This is a genomic window from Mycobacterium intermedium (assembly GCF_002086275.1).
GTDB lineage: Bacteria > Actinomycetota > Actinomycetes > Mycobacteriales > Mycobacteriaceae > Mycobacterium > Mycobacterium intermedium.
Genome location: NZ_MVHT01000047.1, coordinates 16600 through 39345, shown reverse-complemented (window position 1 = coordinate 39345; position 22746 = coordinate 16600). Strand labels below are relative to the sequence as shown.

General features: G+C 66.8%; 24 protein-coding genes and 2 pseudogenes. 13 read left to right on the top strand and 13 right to left on the bottom strand.

The genetic code is table 11. The features are described from left to right. The first annotated feature begins 745 nt into the window (after positions 1-745). Entirely contained in the window at positions 746-976 is a 231-nt protein-coding gene (locus BST27_RS17270) for a DUF2510 domain-containing protein (protein ID WP_069419642.1), read from the top strand. Positions 977-1028: 52 nt separating this feature from the next. Here the strand turns inward: BST27_RS17270 and BST27_RS33165 are convergent, their stop codons facing one another. From BST27_RS33165 to BST27_RS31420, 5 genes and pseudogenes are all read right to left on the bottom strand, one after another. Beyond that, entirely contained in the window at positions 1029-1295 is a 267-nt protein-coding gene (locus BST27_RS33165) for a hypothetical protein (RefSeq protein ID WP_156789269.1), read from the bottom strand. 62 nt (positions 1296-1357) lie between these two features. Continuing rightward, positions 1358-1987, bottom strand: a complete 630-nt coding sequence (locus BST27_RS17260) for a hypothetical protein (protein ID WP_139805208.1) — start codon at positions 1985-1987, stop codon at positions 1358-1360. A 115-nt stretch (positions 1988-2102) separates the two neighbouring features. Continuing rightward, positions 2103-3071 carry an alpha/beta fold hydrolase gene (locus tag BST27_RS17255; protein ID WP_069419645.1) on the bottom strand — a complete coding sequence of 323 codons (969 nt, stop codon included), beginning with the start codon at positions 3069-3071 and terminating at the stop codon, positions 2103-2105. Positions 3072-3229: 158 nt separating this feature from the next. Further along, positions 3230-3373, bottom strand: a pseudogene (locus BST27_RS31425) (SDR family oxidoreductase); the annotation flags it as partial. Next, complete coding sequence (locus tag BST27_RS31420) at positions 3370-3552, bottom strand: cupin domain-containing protein (protein WP_139805207.1); 183 nt, start codon at positions 3550-3552, stop codon at positions 3370-3372. The gene BST27_RS31420 and the pseudogene BST27_RS31425, both read right to left, overlap by 4 nt. On the opposite strand from BST27_RS31420, the gene BST27_RS33160 reads away from it, so the two are divergent. Next, positions 3545-4324, top strand: coding sequence for an FAD-binding protein (locus tag BST27_RS33160; protein WP_069419646.1), 780 nt, complete (start codon positions 3545-3547; stop codon positions 4322-4324). The genes BST27_RS31420 and BST27_RS33160 overlap by 8 nt on opposite strands. Before the next feature lie 12 nt (positions 4325-4336). Beyond that, positions 4337-4877 (top strand): annotated as a pseudogene (locus tag BST27_RS33155) (cytochrome P450); the annotation flags it as partial. A gap of 62 nt (positions 4878-4939) precedes the next feature. On the opposite strand, the gene BST27_RS17245 reads toward BST27_RS33155, so the two are convergent. After that, on the bottom strand, positions 4940-5257 hold the full coding sequence (locus BST27_RS17245; protein ID WP_069419647.1) for a DUF732 domain-containing protein: 318 nt from the start codon (positions 5255-5257) through the stop codon (positions 4940-4942). Between the two features lie 109 nt (positions 5258-5366). Between BST27_RS17245 and BST27_RS17240 the strand changes: the two genes are divergently transcribed. The 3 genes from BST27_RS17240 to BST27_RS17230 are packed head-to-tail and all read left to right on the top strand — an operon-like array spanning position 5367 to position 7168. Further along, a complete protein-coding gene (locus BST27_RS17240) occupies positions 5367-6095 on the top strand; it encodes a Clp protease N-terminal domain-containing protein (RefSeq protein WP_069419648.1) in 729 nt (242 codons plus the stop codon). 40 nt (positions 6096-6135) lie between these two features. Then, on the top strand, positions 6136-6660 hold the full coding sequence (locus BST27_RS17235; protein ID WP_069419649.1) for a hypothetical protein: 525 nt from the start codon (positions 6136-6138) through the stop codon (positions 6658-6660). Continuing rightward, positions 6641-7168: a GNAT family N-acetyltransferase gene (locus tag BST27_RS17230; protein WP_069419650.1), complete on the top strand. Its 528-nt coding sequence runs from the start codon at positions 6641-6643 to the stop codon at positions 7166-7168. The genes BST27_RS17235 and BST27_RS17230 overlap by 20 nt, the downstream gene beginning before the upstream one ends. On the opposite strand, the gene zapE is transcribed toward BST27_RS17230, so the two are convergent. Next, on the bottom strand, positions 7155-8222 hold the full coding sequence (gene zapE, locus BST27_RS17225; RefSeq protein ID WP_069419651.1) for a cell division protein ZapE: 1068 nt from the start codon (positions 8220-8222) through the stop codon (positions 7155-7157). The genes BST27_RS17230 and zapE overlap by 14 nt on opposite strands. Here zapE and BST27_RS17220 point away from each other — a divergent pair. From BST27_RS17220 to msrB, 4 genes are read left to right on the top strand one after another with little or no spacing between them, the layout of a single operon-like run. Continuing rightward, the gene (locus BST27_RS17220; protein WP_069419652.1) at positions 8221-8979 is read left to right on the top strand and encodes a pyrimidine reductase family protein; all 759 of its coding nucleotides are present in this window, start codon (positions 8221-8223) and stop codon (positions 8977-8979) included. The two genes, zapE and BST27_RS17220, sit on opposite strands and share 2 nt — an antisense overlap. A gap of 27 nt (positions 8980-9006) precedes the next feature. Continuing rightward, positions 9007-10566 (top strand): alpha/beta fold hydrolase, encoded by a 1560-nt coding sequence (locus BST27_RS17215; RefSeq protein ID WP_069419653.1) that lies wholly within the window; start codon positions 9007-9009, stop codon positions 10564-10566. A gap of 22 nt (positions 10567-10588) precedes the next feature. Continuing rightward, a complete protein-coding gene (gene aftC, locus BST27_RS17210) occupies positions 10589-11920 on the top strand; it encodes an arabinofuranan 3-O-arabinosyltransferase (RefSeq protein ID WP_069419654.1) in 1332 nt (443 codons plus the stop codon). Continuing rightward, the gene (gene msrB, locus BST27_RS17205; protein WP_069419655.1) at positions 11917-12327 is read left to right on the top strand and encodes a peptide-methionine (R)-S-oxide reductase MsrB; all 411 of its coding nucleotides are present in this window, start codon (positions 11917-11919) and stop codon (positions 12325-12327) included. The genes aftC and msrB overlap by 4 nt, the downstream gene beginning before the upstream one ends. A 240-nt stretch (positions 12328-12567) precedes the next feature. On the opposite strand, the gene BST27_RS17200 is transcribed toward msrB, so the two are convergent. Genes BST27_RS17200 through hemE form a run of 4 tightly spaced genes read right to left on the bottom strand, consistent with a single transcriptional unit; the run spans position 12568 to position 16419 of the window. After that, entirely contained in the window at positions 12568-13329 is a 762-nt protein-coding gene (locus BST27_RS17200; RefSeq protein ID WP_069419656.1) for a class I SAM-dependent methyltransferase, read from the bottom strand. Continuing rightward, positions 13326-14021, bottom strand: a complete 696-nt coding sequence (gene hemQ / locus BST27_RS17195) for a hydrogen peroxide-dependent heme synthase (protein WP_069419657.1) — start codon at positions 14019-14021, stop codon at positions 13326-13328. The genes BST27_RS17200 and hemQ overlap by 4 nt, the downstream gene beginning before the upstream one ends. A gap of 5 nt (positions 14022-14026) precedes the next feature. Further along, positions 14027-15373, bottom strand: coding sequence for a protoporphyrinogen oxidase (locus tag BST27_RS17190; RefSeq protein ID WP_069419658.1), 1347 nt, complete (start codon positions 15371-15373; stop codon positions 14027-14029). Next, positions 15370-16419 (bottom strand): uroporphyrinogen decarboxylase, encoded by a 1050-nt coding sequence (gene hemE / locus BST27_RS17185; protein WP_069419659.1) that lies wholly within the window; start codon positions 16417-16419, stop codon positions 15370-15372. Before hemE ends, BST27_RS17190 begins: the two co-directional genes overlap by 4 nt. A 53-nt stretch (positions 16420-16472) precedes the next feature. Here hemE and BST27_RS17180 point away from each other — a divergent pair, with 53 nt between their 5' ends. The 3 genes from BST27_RS17180 to BST27_RS17170 all read left to right on the top strand — a co-directional run bounded on the left by BST27_RS17180 (position 16473) and on the right by BST27_RS17170 (position 19290). After that, complete coding sequence (locus BST27_RS17180) at positions 16473-17300, top strand: enoyl-CoA hydratase/isomerase family protein (protein WP_069419660.1); 828 nt, start codon at positions 16473-16475, stop codon at positions 17298-17300. Positions 17301-17441: 141 nt separating this feature from the next. After that, a complete protein-coding gene (locus tag BST27_RS17175; RefSeq protein ID WP_232007302.1) occupies positions 17442-17978 on the top strand; it encodes a DUF3000 domain-containing protein in 537 nt (178 codons plus the stop codon). Between the two features lies 1 nt (position 17979). Continuing rightward, positions 17980-19290, top strand: coding sequence for an HRDC domain-containing protein (locus BST27_RS17170; RefSeq protein WP_069419662.1), 1311 nt, complete (start codon positions 17980-17982; stop codon positions 19288-19290). Here the strand turns inward: BST27_RS17170 and dxs are convergent. Both dxs and BST27_RS17160 read right to left on the bottom strand, forming a co-directional pair. Continuing rightward, the gene (gene dxs / locus BST27_RS17165; protein ID WP_069419663.1) at positions 19271-21199 is read right to left on the bottom strand and encodes a 1-deoxy-D-xylulose-5-phosphate synthase; all 1929 of its coding nucleotides are present in this window, start codon (positions 21197-21199) and stop codon (positions 19271-19273) included. The genes BST27_RS17170 and dxs overlap by 20 nt on opposite strands. Before the next feature lie 35 nt (positions 21200-21234). Next, complete coding sequence (locus BST27_RS17160) at positions 21235-22698, bottom strand: cation:proton antiporter domain-containing protein (protein ID WP_069419664.1); 1464 nt, start codon at positions 22696-22698, stop codon at positions 21235-21237. Positions 22699-22746 lie beyond the last annotated feature (48 nt).

The window sequence follows — 22746 nt, the reverse complement described above, 5'->3', positions numbered from 1 at the left end:
GGGACTTTTTAGTCGCGAGCTAACGTCGCAAAACTAAAGAACTGAGACGGCCTACGGGACCTGCTGCAAGCACCTAATTGCCACGTCGCAGAGTCTCAGAACTTGTTCCCACAATGGAGTCTCATACCGGAAGCGGCGGCAGATCGCAACGAATCCCGTTTATTAACAATCTGTTTGGCGAGTCAGCTGGGAACGGCCCGTTGCAGAGCCTCGGCTCAGCCAAACTTCCGTGGGGTAAGCCACCTCCCCGCGCCGTGGTGGCATCCGTTCGGGATCCACACGACCAGTCAGTCATCTGGCCGGGCTTGGCGAGGCGCACGTCGCGTCACGAATTCGTTGATCTACACGACTTTTGATTAGGCGCGCGCGAGGTATCCGGTCCAGCAGCCCCCTTTTCCAGCAGATGACGCCGGAACCGTCGTAGCCACGATCTACGGTCAGCACATGGCTGCCGTCGGCGACTTGGTCCGCTGCACCACCGGCACGTGGATGGTGCGTCCGCCCGAGCGCTGTCCCCACGGCCATCTACTCGGCGGACACCGTGCGCAGGTTGGACATCAACCGTGCGACTGCGCGCGCCGTGGCGGCCACATGACCTGGCGGTGCCTCGAATGCGACACGGTGTTGTACGCACCTCCGCTCTCCCCCGGCTGCCATCCGTTGAGCGGCGCTGCCGACAACGCATATTCACGTCACGACCGAGAACCGTCGTCAACGACCAGTTCGGATCGGGGATGATGGGTTCGTGGCCGCCTTGTTGCTTTTGCTCCTCGTGGGTCTCTTCGCGGCCGCCGTCATCACCGGCATCATCCTGCTGGTAGTTCGGCTGGCGGATTCATCCAAGTCCGAGCCGTACGTCCCCCACGGATGGCAGCCCACGACCGAACCCGGTTGGTACCCCGACACCCGCGACCCCAACGTGCTGCGGTATTTCGACGGCCAGCAGTGGACGTCGGCAACCAGACAGATGCACTAGGCAGGCCCTAGCCCGTACCGAAAAACGGGGTTACCGCTGTCCGGCGTCAGCGTTAAGATTCGTCAATCTTCGACAGATTCGAGCTCGCCATGAATCGCATTCGATATTGTTCGGCCGCCGCCGCCATCACATTGGCGATCGGCGCAACTACTTTCGCAAATTTGGGCGTGGCATCAGCCGATCCCAATGTTTGCGGCGGTCCCGCCACTCCGCCCTGCGCCGGGCCCAGCCCACTGACGCCCGAACAGCAATGCGGGCTTGTCGCGTGGCAAACCTGGCTGCCCTGCAACTGGCTGGGCGTGCAGGTTCCCGTCGGCACGCCGGGCAGCCTGTAAGCCACCCGGTCGCGCCGGCCGCGGTCGATCCGCGCCTAACCCGCGGTCACTGAGGCAACCCGGACTTGATCGCGGCGTCCTGCTTCTTGCTGAGCTCCAGGATGAAGTCTTGGCTCACCGGGTCGTCGGGGGCACTCTCGAGTTCAACGACGGTGAACACCTTGCCCTGGGTGAACATCACGATCCCCTTCGCCTTCGCACCGTCGGGCGACGGTCCGACGGCAACCACGCTGGCGTCGCCCACGTCGGTCGGCTCCGGCGTCGCTTTGGTGCTCAGCTCCGGAATCATCTTCGAGTTCTGGTCCAGCGCCTGGGCGGCCTCGCCGGGGTTGGCGTAGACGTAGATCGAGATCTCGATCTTGCGAGTGTTGTCCTGGTTGAGGTAGACACCTTCAACGCCCGGCGGGTTGGTGCCGGGCTTCTGCGTGAGAGTCCAGGTGTTGCCGGGCACGCCGATGTCATCGGTCTTGAGCAGCAGACCGCTGTAATCCCCCGGCTGCGCCGCGGGGGTGCTCGACGTCGGCGACCCAGACGCAGACGCGGACGAAGCCGCTGAGGATGTTGTTGACGACGCGGGATGTGACTCTTTGTCACCCCCGCACCCCGCGAGTGCCCCACCCGCTACCAGTGCGGTCGCCGCGACCGCGGCTGCCATCATCGAAACCTTCATTGCCATTTGGCTCCTTAAGGGTGTGGGCACGATTTGCCGCGCGTCTCAGCAACATAGCGAATTTGACGCCCCCGCACATCAGGCAATTTCAGACATGCCGAGCCAGTGGCCGCTGGCCGGTCTATCCGGAAAGCGAATCCTGCTGCACCCCAAACGATTCGATGACTTTGACCAATTCGTCAGGCGCCTCCCAATTGAGCCCATGCCCCGCAGCAGGCACCGTCACCAGACGTGCACCCGGAATTCCGGCGGCCATCCGACGCGAGTGGTTGGGCGGCGTGGTGCGGTCGGCCGCCCCCACCATGACCACCGTCGGAACCATGATCTCGCCCAACCGCGGGTAGCGGTCCTCGCGGGAGAAGGCCCGCACAATCTCCAGGTGGGGCCCGTGTTCTTCGACGTGCTGCTGAAACCCTTCGGTAAGCACCCGGACCATCGCCGGCGAGGGACGCGCCCCACACTGGGCCGCCCCGAACAGCGTTGCAACCGTCTTGTTCCGAATCAGTCGTTGCAGAATGCCGTACTCGAGCAGCGGGATCTGCACCTTGTTCTGCGGCGCTCCATCCATCACGCGGCCCGCCCACGTCGCAAACAACACCAATCCCCGCAACCTCGACGCCAGGTGGGGATGGTCCAATAGCGCTCGGATGCTGACGAATCCGCCCATCGAGTGCCCGACGAGCACGGCGTCACGAACGTCGAAATGTTCCAGCAGCGCGGCGATGTCGGCGGCCATGGGCTTTGATCCGATCCCCTCGGAGCCGAGTGTGGAACGCCCGTGGCCTCGTTGGTCGAGGCCGATGACGCGGTAACCCCGGGCCAGCAGCTCATCCCAGACGACGTTCCATTCGGCGACGGTGACGGTGTAGCCGTGAACCAGAACCACCGTGGGTCCTTCGCCGGCGGTCACCACGCGTAGCAACGTCCCGTCCGGGCGGGCGATCGTGACCTCGTCGCCCTGGGGTTCGGCGAGAAGCTGTTCGCGCGTCAGCGGATCGGGGTTCTGCTCGATCCATGCGACCAACGCGCGCAGGCCACCCCAGCCCAACGCACCGACGAGTGCCGCTCCCGCGGCCAACCTTGCCTTCAACGCGACCTCCCGGTTACTGGGTTCTCACGTTACCGATCGCCCTGCGACGCCGCCTGATAGCGCATACGCCATCAAAACTGAAAGACGCATGGTGCATGCTTGCGCCTTGTGGCTGGCCAGTCTCAATGGTCACATCAGCACCATGAGCCGACTACAGCCGGCTCGGACAAATCGGCGATGATATCGGCGTCCCGCAGGTCCACCCCGATCACGTGTACCCCCTCGGCCTCAAGCGCCTCCTTGGTTGCGCGCCCCAGCCCGGACAAACTGCCGGTGACGACGACGGTCCTGCCGGTGCTCATGCCTGACTTCCCTTGTCCACCAGCACCTTCTGGTATTCACCGGGGCCGGTCACGGCCAGGTAGGAGCAACGCTGCGTCCCGACGTTTCGGATTCCGTGGGGAATCCCGGCCGGAACCATCACCGCCTGCCCGACGCGCACGACGACGGGCGCCGACCTCGACACCGCGACGATGGACAACTGCTGGTGGACACCGGCGGTGCTGCCGCCGGGCGAACCGACGGCGTGGGTGCTGGTGATCGAGAAAAGCCTGCCGTGGAGCTTCTTCGTCGATCGCGACGGCCGCCGCTTCGTCAACGAGGCGAGCAACTACAACAACATCGGCAAGGCGATGTACGCCGCACACGCTCAGACGGGCAAGGCGATTCCGGCCTGGATGATCTTCGACGCCAAGTACCGCAAGAAGTTTCCGATCGGCCCGATCGAACCCGGCATGCTGCAACCGGACAGCCGGGTCGCACAGCGGCTGCGGCCCGGCCGGGGCTGGCTGCACAAGGCGGACACGCTGGCCAGCTTGGCCACCGACATCGACGTGCCCGTCGCCAACCTCGAACAGACCGTGCAGCGGTTCAACGAATTCGCAAGCCGTGGAACCGATCCCGACTTCCATCGCGGCGAGACGCTCAACGACGTCCACTACACCGACCCTCGGGTCAAGCCCAATCCATCGCTCGGCCCGGTCGACACCGCACCCTTCTATGCGGTCCAGGTGGTGCCCGGCGACCTCGGCACCAAGTCCGGGCTGCGCACCGACACCAGCGGACGTGTCCTCGACGCCGTCGGGCATCCGATCGCCGACCTGTACGCGGCGGGCAACACGACGGTCAGCGTGATGGGTCCGTCTTATCCCGGGGCGGGTGGAACACTCGCTCCGGCGATGACTTTCGCGTTCCTTGCGATCGAAGCGATGGCTGCAGATGTCGTCCCGGCACCGTCGACGCAGGAGGTTTGACATGTCGGCTTCGAGGCCGACATCGACGGCGAAAAGTTGTCCGACGACGAGTTCGGCTGGTTTGCGCTCATGTTGGCGGTGGCCGGCAACGAGACCACGCGCAATTCGATCACCCAGGGCATGATGGCCTTCACCGAATTCCCCGACCAGTGGGAACTGTTCAAGCGGGGGCGCCCGGAAACCGCGGCCGACGAGATCGTGCGCTGGGGCACTCCGGTCACGTCCTTCCAACGCACCGCACTGCAGGACGTCGAACTGTCCGGTGTGACCATCAAGAAGGGCCAGCGGGTCGTCATGCTGTACCGCTCGGCCAACTTCGACTGACATCACCCGAAATCACAACCCACACCTGGGCTTTGGTGGTCACGGCGCGCACTACTGCATCGGCGCGAACCTGGCCCGGATGACGCTGAACCTGATGTTCGGCGCCATCGCAGACCACATGCCGGACCTGGTGCCGCTGTCGGCTCCCGACCGGTTGCGATCGGGCTGGCTCAACGGCATCAAGCATTGGCAGGTGGACTACGCCGGCGGGTGCCCGGTCGCACACTGAGCATCGGGCGTCGCCGCAGGCCTACCGTGGTGGGATGGACGGCGTGCCCGGCGAACCCCCGGCTACGTGCCCTGTTTCGGCGGAAGTTTCGCAGGGCAGTAGACACCCGCTGAGATCGCCGTGAACCGTGCGGCGTTTTCCTGGGTCAGCCCGGGATTTCCGGCTTGCAGGATCTCGACCACCTCGGCCCCGGTCTTGCCCTGATTGGCCATGTTGCAAACGCTCTTTCCGGCCGCAATCGCGCTCTCGGGATCCTTGTAGGTGATACCGGCAGCATTGAGCGAAACGATGAAAGCTTGGTCTTGGCCCGCGTCAGCCTGGGCCGGCGCGGCCATGCCGATCGCCACCACGAGGCAGGTCATCGTCAGCAGGGTTCTCATAGCTCAGAGATGGTCCCAGAGGCACGGCGCTGCCGCATCTCGAACAAATCGAGCGGGCATCGTCAACCCAAGGTTGACACCGCCCAATCGTCAACCTAGCGTTGACGCCATGGTGGAACCAACCAAGATCGCTTATCCCGTCCGCCTCGACGACCTGATCAACGTGATCAAGACGGTGCACACCGACGCCCTGGACCAACTCCAGGACGCCGTCTTGGCCGCCGAAAGCCTCGGCGAGATCGCCGATCACCTGATCGGGCACTTCGTCGATCAGGCGCGTCGCTCGGGCGCCTCCTGGACCGAGATCGGCAAAGCCATGGGCGTCACCAAACAGGCGGCGCAAAAGAGATTCGTCCCGAAACCCGAGGCCACCACCTTGGACCCCGATCAAGGCTTCAGCCGTTTCACCCCCCGGGCACGAAACGCCGTGGTCGCGGCCCAGAACGCCGCCCACGACGCGGCCAACAGCGAGATCACGCCGGACCACCTGCTGCTCGGCATGCTCAGCGACCCGGCGGCACTGGCGACCCTGCTGCTGCAAAAACGAAACGTCGACACCGAAAAGCTGCGTGCCGCCGTCAAACTGCCGCCCGCCGCAGCGGAGACACCCAATCTGATCCCATTCAGCGGACCGGCGCGCAAGGTGCTCGAATTGACCTTCCGCGAGGCACTTCGCTTAGGCCACAACTACATCGGCACCGAGCACCTGCTGCTGGCGTTGCTCGAACTGGAAGACGGCGCCGGACCGCTGCACCAAGCCGGTGTCGACAAGCAGCGGGTCGAGACCGACCTGGCGGACGCCCTGCAATCACTGGCCGTCCCCAAGGAACCCAGCTAACCCCTCCCCTTCGCATTACCGCGTGTGCAATCATGCGAAGATGCATCGCTGGCTGATCGCCTTGTCCACCTTGCTGATCGCGGTCGCGAGCATCACCGCGGCGGGGGTCACGGCTCCCCGCGCACGGGCCGGTGACGCTCCGATCGGCCACATCGGGGACACGCTGCGGGTGGACACCGGCACCTACGTCGCCGATGTCACCGTCAGCAGCGTGACCCCCGTCGACCCGCCGCCCGGGTTCGGTTACACGCGCAGCGGCGTTCCGGTGAAAAGCTTCCCCGGCAGCTCGGTCAACCGCGCCGATGTCACCGTCCACGCGGTCCGGGTCCCGACCTCGTTCATCATGGCGACCAACTTCAGCTTCGACGGCGTGACACCGTTCGCCGACGCCTACAAGCCGCGGGCCTGCGACGCGCCCGACTGGCTGGACGCCGCGCTCGGCAACGCGCCGCAAGGTTCGATCGTGCGGGGCGGCGTGTATTGGGACGCCTACCGCGACCCGATTTCCGTGGTCGTGCTGCTGGACCGCAAGACCGGCGAGCACCTTGCGCAGTGGAATCTCTGACCTGCACATAGACATCGCCGCGGCGGCTTCGGCCGGGGAGCTGGCCAACGTGGCCGCGGCCACCTTTCCGCTGGCCTGCCCGCCCTCGGTGACGGCCACTAACGTCGCCTCCTTCATCGCGGCAAACCTGTCGGCGGCCCGCTTCGCCGAGTATCTGAGCGACCCACGACGAGCGATCTTGGCCGCGCACCACGACGAACGAATCATCGGGTACGCCATGCTGATTCGCGACATCCCCGAATCCGACAGCAGCGCCGAACTATCGAAGATCTACGTGCTGCCCGACTTCCACGGCCGCGGCGTGGCGGGAAAGTTGATGGACGCCGTACTGGACCGGGCCGCCCGGCAGGGTGTGCGCCGCGTGTGGCTGGGGGTCAACCGGCAAAACGTTCGGGCGCAACGCTTCTACACCAAATGCGGCTTTGAAGTCAGCGGTACCAGAACTTTTCGGCTCGGCGACCAGCTTGAGAGCGACTACCTGATGGCGCGCGCGATCAGCCGGCCGTGAGCGCCAAAAGCCGCGAGGTGGCCCGCAGATATTTCTTGCGGTAACCGCCGGCCAGCATTTCCTCGCTGAAGATGGTGTCGAGCTTGGCCCCGGAGGCGACGACCGGAATGCCGGCGTCGTACAGGCGATCGGTGAGCGCCACCAACCGCAACGCGACGCTCTGGTCCTCGATGCAGTGCACCCCGGTCAGAAACACCGCCCGCACACCCTCGATCAGGGTCAGGTACCGCGATGGGTGCATGGTGGCCAGGTGGGCGCAAAGCGAATCGAAATCGTCCAGTGTCGCTCCCTCCACGGCAGCGGCACGCGCGGCGACCTCCTGGTCCGTCAACGGGGTAGGCGCCGGCGGTAGGTCGCGGTGCCGGTAGTCCGGGCCTTCGATCCGGACGGTGGTGAAAATGCTTGCCAGCGTGTTGATCTCGCGCAGAAAGTCCTGGGCGGCGAAGCGTCCCTCGCCCAGCTGCTCGGGCAGCGTGTTGGATGTCGCGGCTATCGACACGCCCCGTTCGACCAACGATGACAGCATCCGCGAGATGAGGGTGGTGTTGCCGGGGTCGTCGAGCTCGAATTCGTCGATGCACACCGCGGTGTAGTCGGACAGCAGTTCGATGCATTCGGCGAAGCCGAACACCCCGGCCAGCTGGGTCAACTCACCAAAGGTGGCGAACGCCTTGGGGTTCGGAGAGGTACCCGGCCCGGAGCCAGGCAATGCGTAATAGGCCGACGCCAGCAGGTGGGTCTTGCCCACGCCGAACCCGCCGTCCAGGTACAGGCCGACGCCGGGCAGCACCTCCCGTTTGCCGAACCATTTCTTGCGTCCCGAGCGCCGCTCCACAGCTTGCCGACAGAAGTCCTGGCAGGCCTCGACGGCGGCGGCTTGGGAGGGTTCGTTCGGGTCTGGCCGGTACGTCGCGAAGCTCACCTCGGCGAAGGTCGGCGGCGGGTCCAATTGGGCGATCAGCCGCTCCGGGGACACCGACGGATGGCGATCGACCAGACGCGATATGGGCCCGTCCATGCAGGCACTGTAGCGGCGTGCTGGAATCGAGCTCATGCCCGACTTCCTGACGCTGCTCGGCGCGGACCGCGGTATCGCTGAAGACGAACTGCCCGTCTTTTACGACTACCCGGACATTGCGGACGGCAGTTGGTTGCGGGCGAACTTCATCGCCAGCCTGGACGGCGGCGCCACGGCGGCGGGCCTCACCGGGGGCCTGGGCGGGTCCGGCGACCGCGCCATCTTTTCGATGCTTCGTGAGCTCGCCGACGTCGTCGTGGTCGGGGCGGGCACCGTGCGGATAGAGGGCTACTCGGGAGTGCGGCTGGGCATCGGCGCGCGCCAGCGGCGTCAGGCTCGGCACCAAGCCGAGATTCCGCCGCTGGCGATCGTCACCAACGCCGGCCACCTGGACAAGGACCTGGGCGTGTTCACCCGCACCGAAGTGCCGGTGTTGGTGCTCACCTGCACCGCGGCCGCCGACGACACGCGCCACCGGCTGTCGGGGCTGCCTGCGGAGGTGATCGACTGTTCCGCCGATGATCCGACCAGCGTCGACGCGGCCGCGATCTTGGCTCACCTGCGGGCAAGGGGGTTGCGGCGGGTCCTGACCGAGGGCGGACCCATGCTGCTCGGCGCATTCATCGACCGCGGCTTGCTCGACGAGTTGTGCCTGACCATCGCGCCGTGCATCGTCGGCGGGTCATCCCCCCGGATCGTGACCGGCCCGGGTCAGGTGATGACCCAGATGCGTTGTGCGCACGTGATCACCGACGATGCGGGCTATCTGTACACCCGCTACGTCCGGGAGTAATCGGCGGGTCCAGCTACTGTGGTCGGCATGAGTCGGCACTTCAGGTCCGCCACGATCCTGGTCGCGGTCTGCGCGGTGGTCGCCGGCTGCGTGCCCGTCTTCGGCGCCGACCCGCGTTTCGCCACCGATTCGGGCGCCAAACCGCAGGGCGTACCCACCACTTCGAAACCACCGAGCGGCCCGCAACCGATCGCCGCACCCAAGAACGACCTGTCGTGGCGGGACTGCACCTCACAGGTCAACTCGGACGCCGGTGTGACGGGCGCGGCGGGCGTCAAGCTGGAATGCGCGACCTTCGACTCCGCCCTCGACCCGCTCAACGGCGGGTCCGGGTCGTTGAGCATCGGCGTCGTCCGCGCCCGATCCGGTCAGACCCCCAAGGATGCGGGCCCGCTCGTCTTCACCACCGGTTCGGACATCCCGTCGTCGACCCAGCTGCCGGTCTGGCTATCTCACGCCGGCGCCGACGTGCTCAAGTCCCACCCGATCGTCGCCATCGACCGCCGCGGCCTGGGAATGTCGAGCCCGATCGACTGCCGCGATCACTACGACCGCGACGACATGCGCGATCAAGCCCAGTACCGATCCGGTGACGACCCGGTGGCCAATCTGTCCGATATTTCCAATACCGCCACCACCAATTGCACCGACGCCATCGCGCCGGGTGATTCCGCCTACGACAACTCGCACGCCGCTGACGACATCGAACGACTGCGCAACATCTGGGATGTGCCCGCGGTCGCACTGATCGGTGTCGGCAACGGCACCCAGGTGGCGATGGCCTATGCCGGGTCGCGCCCCGACAAGGTGGCCAGGCTAATCCTCGATTCCCCCGTCGCGCTGGGGGTCAACGCCGAGGCCGCCGCCGAACAGCAGGTCAAAGGCCAGCAGGCGAGCCTGGACGCGTTCGCCGCGCAGTGCGTTGCGGTCAACTGCGCCCTAGGCGCGGACCCGAAGGGTGCGGTCAGCGCGTTGCTGACGGCAGCTCGGGCCGACCAGGGCCCCGCCAGCCCCTCGGTGGCCTCCATCGTCGGGGCGATCACCACCGCGCTGGGCTTCCCCACGGGCGACCGGGTGAGCAACACCACGAACCTGGCCAATGCGCTGGCCGCAGCGCGCTCGGGTGACATGAACGGGCTGAACAACCTGATCAACCGCGCCGAGGCCACCCGGGACACCGACGGCCAGTTCGTCAGTACCTGCAGCGACGCGGTCAACCGCCCGACGCCCGACCGGGTCCGCGAGTTGGTGGTCGCATGGGGCAAGCTCTATCCGCAGTTCGGCACGGTCGCCGCGCTCAACCTGGTCAAGTGCATCCATTGGCCCAGTAGCACGCCCGCGCAAGCACCGAAGCAGCTCAAGCTTGACGTGCTGTTGCTGGGCGTGCAGAACGACCCGATCGTCGGCAACGAGGGGGTCGCCCAGACGGCGGCCACCATCATCAACGCGAACGCGGCCAGCAAGCGGGTGATGTGGCAGGGTATCGGCCACGGCGCCAGCATCTACTCATCCTGCGCGGTGCCGCCGTTGGCCGACTACTTGGACAGCGGGAAGCTGCCCGGCACCGACACTTATTGTCCCGCCTGACCGTTCGCGACGACTCGCGCCGGTGTACGGTGCGCTGGTGACGGCAGCTGACTCGACCAGAACCGGCATTCGCGAATCCCTGCAGGCCGCATTTCGTCCCGGCCCCAAAAGCACCGCCACCATCCTGCGGTCGGCGCTGTGGCCGATAGCCATTTTGTCGGTGTTGCACCGCAGCATCGTGCTGACGATCAACGGCAACATCACCGACGACTTCAAGCCCGTGTACCGGGCGGTGCTGAACTTCCGGCACGGCTGGGACATCTACAACGAGCACTTCGACTACGTCGACCCGCACTATCTCTATCCCCCCGGCGGCACCCTGCTGATGGCGCCGTTCGGCTATTTGCCGTTCGCGCCGTCGCGCTACCTGTTCATCTCGATCAACACCGCGGCCATCCTCGTCGCCGCCTACCTGCTGCTGCGGATGTTCAACTTCACGCTGTCCTCGGTGGCCGCCCCGGCCCTCATTCTGGCCATGTTCTGCACCGAGACCGTGACCAACACCCTGGTCTTCACCAACATCAACGGCTGCATCCTGCTGTTGGAGGTGCTGTTTCTGCGGTGGTTGCTGGACGGGCGAACCAGTCGCCAGTGGTGGGCCGGCGCAGCGATCGGGCTGACCTTGGTTCTCAAACCGCTGCTGGGCCCGCTGTTGCTGCTGCCGTTGGTCAACCGGCAGTGGCGGGCATGGGTGACCGCACTGGTCATTCCGGTTGTTATGAACCTGGTTGCGCTGCCGCTGGTGCCCAACGCGACCGACTTCTTCACCCGGACACTGCCCTACATCCTGGGCACCCGGGATTACTTCAACAGCTCGATCCTGGGCAACGGCCTCTACTTTGGATTGCCGACGTGGATGATCATCGGGCTGCGCGTGCTGTTCACCGCGATCGCGATCGGGGCCCTGTGGCTCCTGTACCGCTACTACCGCACCCGTGACCCGCTGTTCTGGGTGACCACGTCGTCCGGCGTGCTGCTGCTGTGGTCGTGGCTCGTGTTGTCCCTGGCTCAGGGCTACTACTCGATGATGCTGTTCCCGTTCCTGATGACGGTGGTGCTGCCCAACTCGGTGATCCGCAATTGGCCGGCGTGGCTGGCGATTTACGGCTTCATGACGCTGGACCGCTGGCTGATCTTCCGGTGGATGAGATGGGGACGTGCGCTGGAATACCTGAAGATCACCTACGGTTGGTCCCTGCTGTTGATCGTGATCTTCACCGTGCTCTACTTCCGCTACCTGGACGCCAAGGCCGAGAACCGACTGGATGACGGCATTGATCCGGCCTGGCTGAGGGCTGAGCGGGAGAACCGTGCTGAGCACGCTGAGCAGGAGAAAGCTAGCGTGGAAAGATGACCAAACCGAAGCTGGAACTCACCGACGACGAGTGGCGCAAGCGGCTCACTCCCGAGGAATTCCACGTGCTGCGCCGTGCGGGCACCGAGCGTCCATTCACCGGTGAGTACACCGACACCAAGACCCAGGGCATCTATCAGTGTCGGGCCTGCGGAGCCGAATTGTTCCGCAGCACAGAGAAATTCGAGTCGCACTGCGGGTGGCCGTCGTTCTACGATCCGTCGAGCAGCGACGCGGTGATCTTGCGCGCCGACCACTCGATGGGGATGACGCGCACCGAGGTGCTCTGCGCCAACTGTCACAGCCACTTGGGGCACGTGTTCGAGGGTGAGGGTTACCCCACGCCGACGGATCAGCGCTACTGCATCAACTCGATCTCGTTGCGGTTGGTACCCGAGGGTTCCTAACCGTCCAAGCCGGGCAGCTGCGTCACAACTGCCACACTGGGCGCAACCGCCACAGCAGCCTCCGCTCCGGGCGGCATGATCTCCGCCCTGCTTGTAGCGACAAAATGGCAACGCAGGCGGGACATTTCGACGTAAAGCGATAGTCGCTCAAAGCCGGGCAGCGAGCCACATTCCTGGGCTAGCGATCAGAGTGACGGATGTGACGAAGCCGATGACGAAGCCGGCCTCCGCAACGCCCGCTCAATCCACCCGCGTCGCGTGCACTTCCCAGAACGGCGCGTGTACCCGACCATCGACGAGCCACGGCTCCATCGCCCGGAACCGCCCCAACACGTCCTGGACCTGATCGGCCACCTCTGGGTTCCGTTCGGCCATCAACTCGATCGCCTCGGCGCTCATGTTCACCTGATAGGTGGTAGTCCCGACATAGGTGATCTCCCAACCACCAAGGGGAAGTACGTCGCGAAAGGCGCTCTCGGGCAGCGTCCGAAGCATTTTGAAGCCGTTGATGTTGTGCTCACCGAACTCGTACATGTAGAGCCGTGCGCCCGGCTTGGTGGCCCGATGCAGCGCCTCCACGTAAGACCTCTGCAGCTCCGGGGCGGTGCTGAAGGTGTGGTAGAAGGCGCAGTCGACGACCGTGTCGAACCGGCCGTCCAGCCCGTCCAATTTGGTCGCGTCGGCCACCTGGAAATCGACCGATACTCCGGCTTTGCGCGCATTCTCCCGGGCGCGCTCGATGGCCGTGGCGGACCCGTCGATGCCTACCGCCGAATAGCCCTGGGTGGCGTAGTAGATCGCGTGGTGCCCGGGCCCGGTCCCCGGATCGAGCACGTCGCCCTTGATCGCACCCACCGCCACGAGTTGCTGCACCACCGGCTGCGGCCCGCCGATGTCCCACGGCGTGGCTGCGGGCAGGCCGTGGGCCAGCCGCTCGTCTCGGTACCGCTCCTCGAACCGGGTCGGGTCTGTCGGATCGTTGGGATCGGCCGCGTGTGTCACGGCAGCCCGTTGATCAGCTGCTCAACCGGTACCCGCGGCCCGGTGAAGAACGGCGTCTCCTCGCGGGTGTGCCGGCGGGCGTCGGTGGCCCGCAGCTCCCGCATCAGGTCGACGATCCGGTGCAATTCCGGGGCCTCGAAGGCCAGCAACCACTCGTAGTCGCCCAGCGCGAAGGCCGGCACGGTGTTGGCTCGCACGTCCTTGTACTCCCGCGCGGCCATGCCGTGCTCGGCGAGCATGCGGCGGCGTTCCTCATCGGGCAGCAGATACCACTCGTAGGACCGCACAAATGGATACACGCAGATGTAGGCGCCGGGTTCCTCGCCGGCAAGGAACGCCGGGATGTGGCTTTTGTTGAACTCCGCCGGGCGATGCAGCGCCACGCTGCTCCACACCGGCGTGCAAGCCCGCCCCAGGGTCGTGGTCCGCCGAAAGTCGGCGTAGGTGGCTTGCAGGTCCTCGACGCGCTCGGCGTGGGTCCAGATCATGAAATCCGCGTCCGCACGCAGACCCGCCACGTCATACAGACCGCGCACCACCACGCCGCGTTCTTCCTGCTGCTTGAGGAACGTGGCGGTGTCGTCGATCACGGCATCCCGCTGGTCGCCCAGCTCACCGGGCCGCACCGAAAAAACGGAGAACATCAGGTAGCGAATCGTCGCGTTCAGAGCGTCGAAGTCGAGCTTGGCCATGAAACCTATCGTGCCACTTCCACTCCGAGCGCCTCGATCGCGCGCCCCGCCGCACCGACACACGCCGGGACGCCGATGCCGTCGAGGTAGCTGCCGGCCACGGTGAGACCCGGCGGCAGCCCGGCGCGCAACTCCGCGACCAGTTCCGCGTGCCCGGGCCCGTACTGCGGCATCGCATCGATCCAACGCTGCACCCGCGCGTCGGCCACATCGACCGCGAACCCGAATATCTCGGCCAGATCGGCCCGGGCCCAGGTCAGCAACTCGTCGTCGGAAGCGCGACACGCCAGGTCGTCGCCGAATCGTCCGAACGACAATCGCAACAGCTGCACGCCGCCGCCTGCACCGCCCCACTTGCGCGACGACAGCGTGACCGCCTTGGCGTGCAACGGCTCACCCGATGCCACCAACACGCCCGAACACTGCGGGAAGGGTGTGTCGGCGGGTACGGCCAGCGCGACCACCGCCGAGGACGCACTGACGACTCGCCCAGCCGCCGCCGCGGCGCCCGGCGCAACATCGCCGACCAGATGCGCCATCCGGGCCGCCGGGAGCGCGAGGACCACCGCGTCGGCGTCCCAACGGGACCCGGTGTCGTCGCGCAACTCCCAGCCCGGTTGCAAAGCTGAGACCGCGGCCCGAACCCAGTGCACCCGGCTGCGCGAAACGAGTTCGTCGACCAGCACCTGATAGCCGCCGGCCACCGCACCGAATATCGGCGCGTTACTGGCGGGCGGCATCCCCTGCCGAACCGCCTGGGTCAGATTCGCGGCGCCGCGGTCCAGCGCCGCCGCCACACTCGGCACGGCCGCGCGCAGCCCGATCGTCGCGGCCGAACCCGCGTAGACCCCGCTGAGCAAGGGGTCCACCGACCTCGACACCACCTGCTCGCCGAACCGGTCGGCCACCAACTCGGCCACCGTCGGGTCGCTGCCCGGTTTCCAACTGAATGGGCGAGCGGGCTCGGACGAGATCCGCGCCACGGTCTCCTCGTCCACAAGCCCGGCAACGGACTCCGCCGACGCCGGGATTCCCATCACCGTGCCCGTCGGCAACGGATGCGTCGTGCCCGCGCTGTAGATCAGCGGCCGGACGCCGGTGGGGGTCCGCTGCAGGTCCGACAGGCCCAGTTCGGCCAGCAGCGCCGGCATCTCGGGTCGGCGCAGCACGAACGCCTCGGCGCCGACATCCATCGGCTGCCCCCCGACCTCCTCGGTGCGCAGGATCCCACCGAGCCGATCCGCCGGGTCGAACAGCGTTATGCGCGCGTCGTCACCGGCCGCGAGCCGCAACCGGTACGCGGCCGCCAACCCCGAAATGCCGCCCCCGACGATGCAGAACGAGGTCGTCATAGCGAGTGGACCAGCGCCACCAGATCGGTCAACACACCAGGGTCCGTCTCCGGCAGCACCCCATGACCGAGGTTGAACACGTGCCCGGTCGCGCCGGCGTCGACAGCGCGACGTCCGTCGTCCACCACCGCACGGGCCGCTTTCTCCACCACCTCCCAGCCGGCCAGCACCACGACCGGATCGAGGTTGCCCTGCAGCGCCGTGCCGGGGGCGACCCTGGTCGCGGCGTCGCTCAGCGAGGTGCGCCAGTCGACGCCGACGACGGTTGCGCCCGCTTCTGACATGACCCCCAACAACTCAGCGGTGCCGACGCCGAAGTGCGTCATGGGCACCCCGTACTCGGCTAGCGCGCCGAAAATCCGCGAGCTGTGCGGCAGCACGTACTGCCGATAGTCGGACAGCGACAGCGTCCCCGCCCACGAGTCGAAGAGTTGAATCGCGTCCACCCCGGCCTCGATCTGGCCGCGCAGGAACGCGATGGTCAGGTCGGTGAGCTTGGTCATCAGCGCATGCCAGTCCCCCGTCGCGGCCAGCATCATCGCCTTCGTGCGGGCGTGATGGCGGCTCGGCCCGCCCTCGACCAGGTACGACGCCAGCGTGAACGGCGCCCCGGCGAAACCGATCAGCGGAACCTCGCCCAACTCGGCCACCAACAGCGTGACAGCCGACAGGATCGGCGTAATCGCTTCGGGGTCAAGGGGTTTGATCGCATCGATGTCGGACGCGGTCCGCACCGGGTGCGCGATAACCGGCCCGACGTCCGCGACGATGTCCAGGTCGATACCGGCGGCGCGCAGCGGCACCACGATGTCGGAGAACAGGATCGCCGCATCGACGCCGTAGCGGCGAATCGGCTGCAACGTGATCTCGCAGGCCACTTCCGGCTGGAAACACGCGCCCAGCATGGTGTGGTGTTCACGCAGAGCTCGGTATTCGGGCAGCGAACGGCCGGCCTGACGCATGAACCACACCGGCACGCGGCTGGGCTTGCGGCCGGCAACCGCTGCCAGATACGGAGACTGGTCAAGCTCGCGACGGGTATTCATCGGTGTCAATGCTGCCACGGGCGCGGATACGCGCTTGCGTAACATCACCTCCGATGCCGAAGACGCCGAAGATCCCGCCCGTCTCCTATGACGACTTCCCCAGCCTGCGTTGTGAAACCACCGACAACGGGGTGCTCAATCTGGTTCTGGACGCACCCGGACTGAATTCCGTCGGGCCCCAGATGCACCGGGACCTGGCCGACATCTGGCCGGTAATCGACCGCGACCCCGCGGTAAAGGTGGTGCTGGTCCGCGGCGAAGGCAAGGCCTTCTCCTCCGGCGGCAGCTTCGACCTGATCGACGAGACGATCAACGACTACCAGGGCCGCATCCGCATCCTGCGGGAGGCCCGCGACCTGGTGATGAACCTGGTCAACCTCGACAAACCGGTGGTGTCGGCGATCAGGGGCCCGGCGGTCGGCGCGGGCCTGGTGGTCGCACTGCTCGCCGACATCTCGGTCGCGGGGCGGACCGCGAAGATCATCGACGGCCACACCAAACTGGGCGTCGCCGCCGGCGATCACGCCGCCATCTGCTGGCCGCTGCTGGTGGGGATGGCCAAGGCCAAGTACTACCTGCTGACCTGCGAGGTGCTGTCCGGGGAGGAAGCCGAACGCATCGGCTTGGTCTCCACCTGCGTCGAAGACGACGAGGTGCTGGCCACCGCGACCCGTCTCGCCGAGAACCTGGCCAATGGCGCCCAAGACGCCATCCGCTGGACCAAACGCAGCCTGAATCACTGGTACCGCACGTTCGGACCCGCCTTCGAAACGTCCCTTGGCCTGGAATTCATCGGTTTCGGCGGCCCCGACGTCCGGGAAGGCCTGGCCGCGCATCGCGAGAAGCGCCCGGCGAGGTTTGGCGCGCCCCCCGAGGCATAACCGGCGCGCCTGTACCCGCGTGTCGGCGGATGGGGCTACCGTCGAAACCGTGACCCGCGCCGAGGAGGCGCGCAGCGGTGAAGAAGGAGCCGCCTCGTGACCTCAGCCGAACCGACGCCTTTCCGTGAGGCGGTAGCGGCGATGAACGCCGTCACCGTGCGCCCGGAAATCGAGCTCGGCCCCATTCGACCACCTCAGCGGCTGGCCCCGTACAGCTACGCCTTGGGTGCCGAGATCAAACACCCGGATCAGGACACCGTGCCGGAGTTGTCCGACGGCGACGCGTTCGGCCGGCTGATCCTGTTGTACGACCCGGAGGGTTCCGACGCATGGGACGGCACCATCCGCTTGGTCGCCTACGTGCAAGCCGACCTGGATTCGCACGAAGCCGTCGACCCGCTGCTGCCCGAAGTCGCATGGAGTTGGCTGGTCGAAGCGCTGGACGCACGGACCAACCACATGACCGCCCTGGGCGGCACCGTCACCGCAACCACCTCGGTGCGCTACGGCGACATCTCCGGCCCGCCGCGCGCCCACCAACTCGAGCTTCGTGCTTCATGGACGGCGACCGAACCCGATGTCGGCAGCCACGTCGAAGCGTTCTGCGACGTCCTGGAGCACGCGGCGGGTCTGCCTCCCGCTGGGGTCATCGACTTGGGCTCCCGGTCACGCGCCTGATATGTGCCCTGAGGCAGAGTCGCAGGGCGGCGCGGAGCCGGAGCACGTGCCGCTGCTGCATCCGGCGGAGGGACTGCCGGAGTTGTCGGTGTCCGCGCGCCAGATCGAGGCGGCGGCCGAGCAGTTGGACCGCGGTAGCGGACCGTTCGCCGTCGATGCCGAGCGGGCATCGGGTTTCCGCTACTCCAACCGCGCCTACCTGATCCAGGTCCGACGCGCCGGCGCCGGCACCGTGCTCATCGACCCGGTCAGCCACGGCGGCGACCCGCTGACCGTGCTGCGACCGGTCGCCGAGGTGCTCGGCACGGACGAATGGATCCTGCATTCGGCGGATCAGGATCTGCCCTGCCTGGCCGAGGTAGGCATGCGACCGTCCGCGCTGTACGACACCGAGCTCGCCGGGCGGTTGGCCGGCTTCGACCGGGTGAACCTGGCCACCATGGTCCAGCGCCTGTTGGGTCAGGGCTTGGTCAAGGGGCACGGCGCGGCGGACTGGTCCAAGCGTCCCCTGCCGCGCGACTGGCTCAACTACGCCGCGCTGGACGTGGAACTGCTCATCGAATTGCGCGCGGCGATCTCCGCGGTGCTCGCTGAACAGGGCAAAACCGATTGGGCCGCACAAGAATTCGAGTATCTGCGGGAATACGAGACCAGGACGCCGTCGGCCGCGTCGCGGCGGGAGCGCTGGCGGCGCACCTCGGGCATCCACCGGGTCCGTGACCGGCGGGGTCTGGCGGCGGTTCGCGAGTTGTGGACGGTGCGCGACACGATCGCCCAGCGCCGCGACATCGCGCCGCGACGCATCCTGCCCGACTCGGCCATCATCGACGCCGCCATCGAGGACCCGAAAACGGTGGACGACCTCGTCGCGTTGCCGGTGTTCGGCGGGCGTAACCAGCGCCGCAACGCCTCGATGTGGCTGGCCGCCCTAGAAGCGGCCCGGGACAACCAGGACCTGCCCGAAGTGTCCGACACGTCCAACGGACCACCGCCGCCGGCACGCTGGACCCGCCGCAAACCGGAGGCCGCGGCGCGCCTGGAAGCGGCTCGGGCCGCATTGGCCGAGGTGTCGCAGCGGGTGAAGGTGCCGACGGAAAACCTGCTGTCGCCCGAACTGGTGCGACGGCTGTGTTGGGAGTGGGAGGACCCAGCAGATCCGGTGAGTGCTGTCGAAGAACAGCTGCGCGCCGGTCAGGCACGGGCGTGGCAGCGCGAACTCGTGGTGACGGCGCTGGCCCGGGCCCTAGCGCGGGCGCAGGTGCCGCCGAACGCCGAGCGGCAGACCGCCGACCCTAGTCCAGACGCTCGCTGATCTCCGACTCGCTCGGAGTGGCGGCGCCCAGCGCGGCGACCCACCCGGTAATCCGACGGGCCACGTCCTGGTCCGTCAGTCCGAGGTCGGCCAGCACCTCACCACGCGACGCATGCTCGTAGAACTCCTGCGGCAGACCCACGTCTCGGCAGGGCACGTCGATCTCCGCGCGCCGTAGCGCGGCCGACACCGCCGAACCCACCCCGCCGTTGACGCCGTTGTCTTCCAGCGTCACCACCAACTTGTGCTGCACCGCAAGTTCGCGCACCCCGTCGGAAACCGGCAGCACCCAGCGGGGGTCGATCACCGTCACTCCGATGCCCTGGTTGTGCAGCCGCTTGGCCACCGCGAGCGCCATCGGAGCAAAGGCACCGACCGCAACCAGCAGCACATCGTGGTTCAGACCCGCCGCCGGCACCGCCAGTACGTCGAGCGCCGTCAGCCCCTCGCCACGTCGCTCCACGGCCGGAATGTCTTCGCCCACGTCCCCCTTGGGGAACCGCAACGCCGTCGGGCCGTCGTTGACGTCGAGCGCCTCGCCGAGTTCCTCGCGTAGCCGCGTGCCGTCGCGGGGTGCGGCCACTCGAATACCGGGCACGATGCCGAGCATCGACAAGTCCCACATGCCGTTGTGGCTGGGGCCGTCGGAACCGGTGACACCCGCGCGGTCGAGCACCATGGTGACGGGAAGTTTGTGCAGTGCAACGTCCATCATGATCTGGTCGAACGCCCGGTTCAGGAAGGTCGAATAGATCGCGACCACCGGATGCATCCCACCCATGGCCAGGCCGGCCGCCGACGTCATGGCATGTTGCTCGGCGATACCGACATCGAACAGCCGATCCGGGAACGCCTCCCCGAAGGCCGACAAACCGGTGGGGCCGGGCATGGCCGCGGTGATGGCCACGATGTCGCGGCGCTGGCGGCCGTAGGCGATCAGCGCCTCGGCGAACGTGCTGGTCCAGCCCGGGCCGGCCACCTTGGTGGCAATGCCGGTGGCGGGATTGATCGGAACCGTGGAGTGCATCTGTTCGGCCTCGTCGGCCTCGGCGGGCGGGTAACCCATCCCCTTGCGCGTGACGACATGCACGATCACCGGGGCGCCGAAGCCACGGGCGCTGCGCAGGGCGACCTCCACCGCGCGTTCGTCGTGACCGTCGACCGGGCCGACGTACTTGAGCCCGAGGTCGGTGAACAGCAGCTGCGGCGACAGGGAATCCTTGATGCCCGCCTTCACGCTGTGCATGAAGCGGTAGGTGGCCTTGCCGACCAGCGGCACCGAGCGCATGATGTTGCGGCTGCGCTCCAGCAAATGTTCGTAGGCCGGCTGCAGCCGCAGCGTGGCCAGGTGGTCGGCGACACCGCCGATGGTCGGCGCGTAGCTGCGCCCGTTGTCGTTCACCACGATGATCACCGGCCGGTGCGACCCAGCGATGTTGTTCAACGCCTCCCAGCACATTCCGCCGGTGAGCGCACCGTCACCAACCACCGCCACCACGTGCCGGTTGCGGTGCCCGGTCAGCTCGAACGCCTTTGCCAGGCCGTCGGCATACGACAGTGCGGCGCTGGCATGGCTCGACTCCACCCAGTCGTGCTCGCTCTCGGCGCGCGACGGGTATCCCGACAGACCACCCCTTTTCCGCAGGCCTTCGAATTCCTGGGCACGCCCGGTCAGCATCTTGTGGACATAGGCCTGGTGGCCGGTGTCGAAGATGATCGGATCGTGCGGCGAATCGAATACCCGGTGCAGCGCCAGCGTCAGCTCGACCACACCGAGGTTCGGTCCCAGGTGCCCACCGGTGGCGGCCACCTTGTGGATCAGGAACTCCCGAATCTCTTGCGCCAGGTCACGAAGCTGCGCTTGGGAAAGGTGCTGCAGATCAGCAGGCCCGCGGATCTGTTCCAGCATCAGGCCAGTCTACGGAACGCGCGGAAGTAAGACCGCTACCCAGCGCCGAACAATTCGGCGAGGGTGCCGTGAAGCTCGGGGTCGGCCAGGACGACGACCTCGTCCCCGGGTTGAAATTCGGTGTCCCCCCGCACCGGCACCAGGCCGGTGGTGCGCACCACAATGCTCACCCAGATGTCGCCGACTCGGTCACCGAGACCCGCAACGGAGCAACCATCTGCGAAGGACCCCGAGGCGACGCTGAATCGGTGCACCCCGTCGGGCTCGTCCGCGAGCCGGACGCCGACCGCCCACGGCTGGGTTTCCACGGTGCGCATCGGCAGGCGCAAGAGTTGGGCAACACCAGGCACCGCGGTGGCCTGGACCAGCACGCTGTAGATGACGACGACGACCACGATGCCGTAGAGGCGTTCGGCGTCGGCGATGTGGGCGGCGCGCAAGAACTCGCCCAGCAAGATCGGCACCGCACCTTTGAGGCCCGCGAAGAGGATGAAGGCGCGTTCGTTTCGCCGTAGGTCCACACCGATGAGGCTGGCGCCGACCGCTACCGGCCGAATCAGTACCGTCAGGGCGACGCCGAGGGCCACTCCGGGAATCCAGACGTCGGGATGGGCGAGCACGCGCAGGTCTACCGTCAAACCCAAGACGGCGAAGGCAACGATCTCGGCCAAACCGGCCAGCGCCCCGTGGAAGCGTTTGATCTCAGGATGGAAGGGCGCGCGAGCGTCGCCGATCACGATGCCGGCGGCGAACACCGCCAGGAATCCGGAGCCGTGGGCGAGCGTGGCGATGCCGTACAGCATCAGGCAGCAAGCCAGCGTTCGCAGTGGGTAGAGGCCTTCGCTGGGCAGGGCCACTCGGCGCATGAACACCAGCAGGGCGCGCCCGCCGAGCAACCCGACGGCCGCCCCGACCAGCATCTGCAGCGCGAATTGCGTTCCCACGCCGGCGAAGCCGGCCGCGGTGAAGCCACCGGCGGCGATCAGGCTGGTCATCAGGGAGATACCCACGGGATCGTTGGCGCCGGACTCCCCCTCCAGAATTGTGCTGCTGCGTCCGGCGATCTCCCGTTTGCCCAGCACGGAGAAGACGACGGCCGGGTCGGTGGGGGCCACCGCCGTAGCGACGAGAACCGCTGGGTACCAGTCGATTCCGCACGCGTAGTGGAGCATCAGCGTCGCGCCGGCGGCGGTGAGGAAGGTGCCGATGACACCGACCGACAGAATGGGGGCGACGGCCTCGCGAAAACGCTTCTGCCCGATGTGCATTCCGCCGTCGAACAACACCAACACCAGCGCGACGGTCAACAGTCGCTCCACCGTCCGCTCGGCCGGCGGCTGGATCTCGGGCATCACCTTCACTGCCACCGCCGCTCCGACCAGCACGAGCAGGGCGACCGGGACCTTCACCCGCTCAGTGAGGCGGTTCGCCAATACCGCGACCAGACCGACGGCGCTGCAGAACAAGATGATCAACGCGTAGCGCAAGGTCTCGCTCACAACGGCCGCCTCAAACCTTTCTTGCCCGACCGAACGTGTCGGAAAACA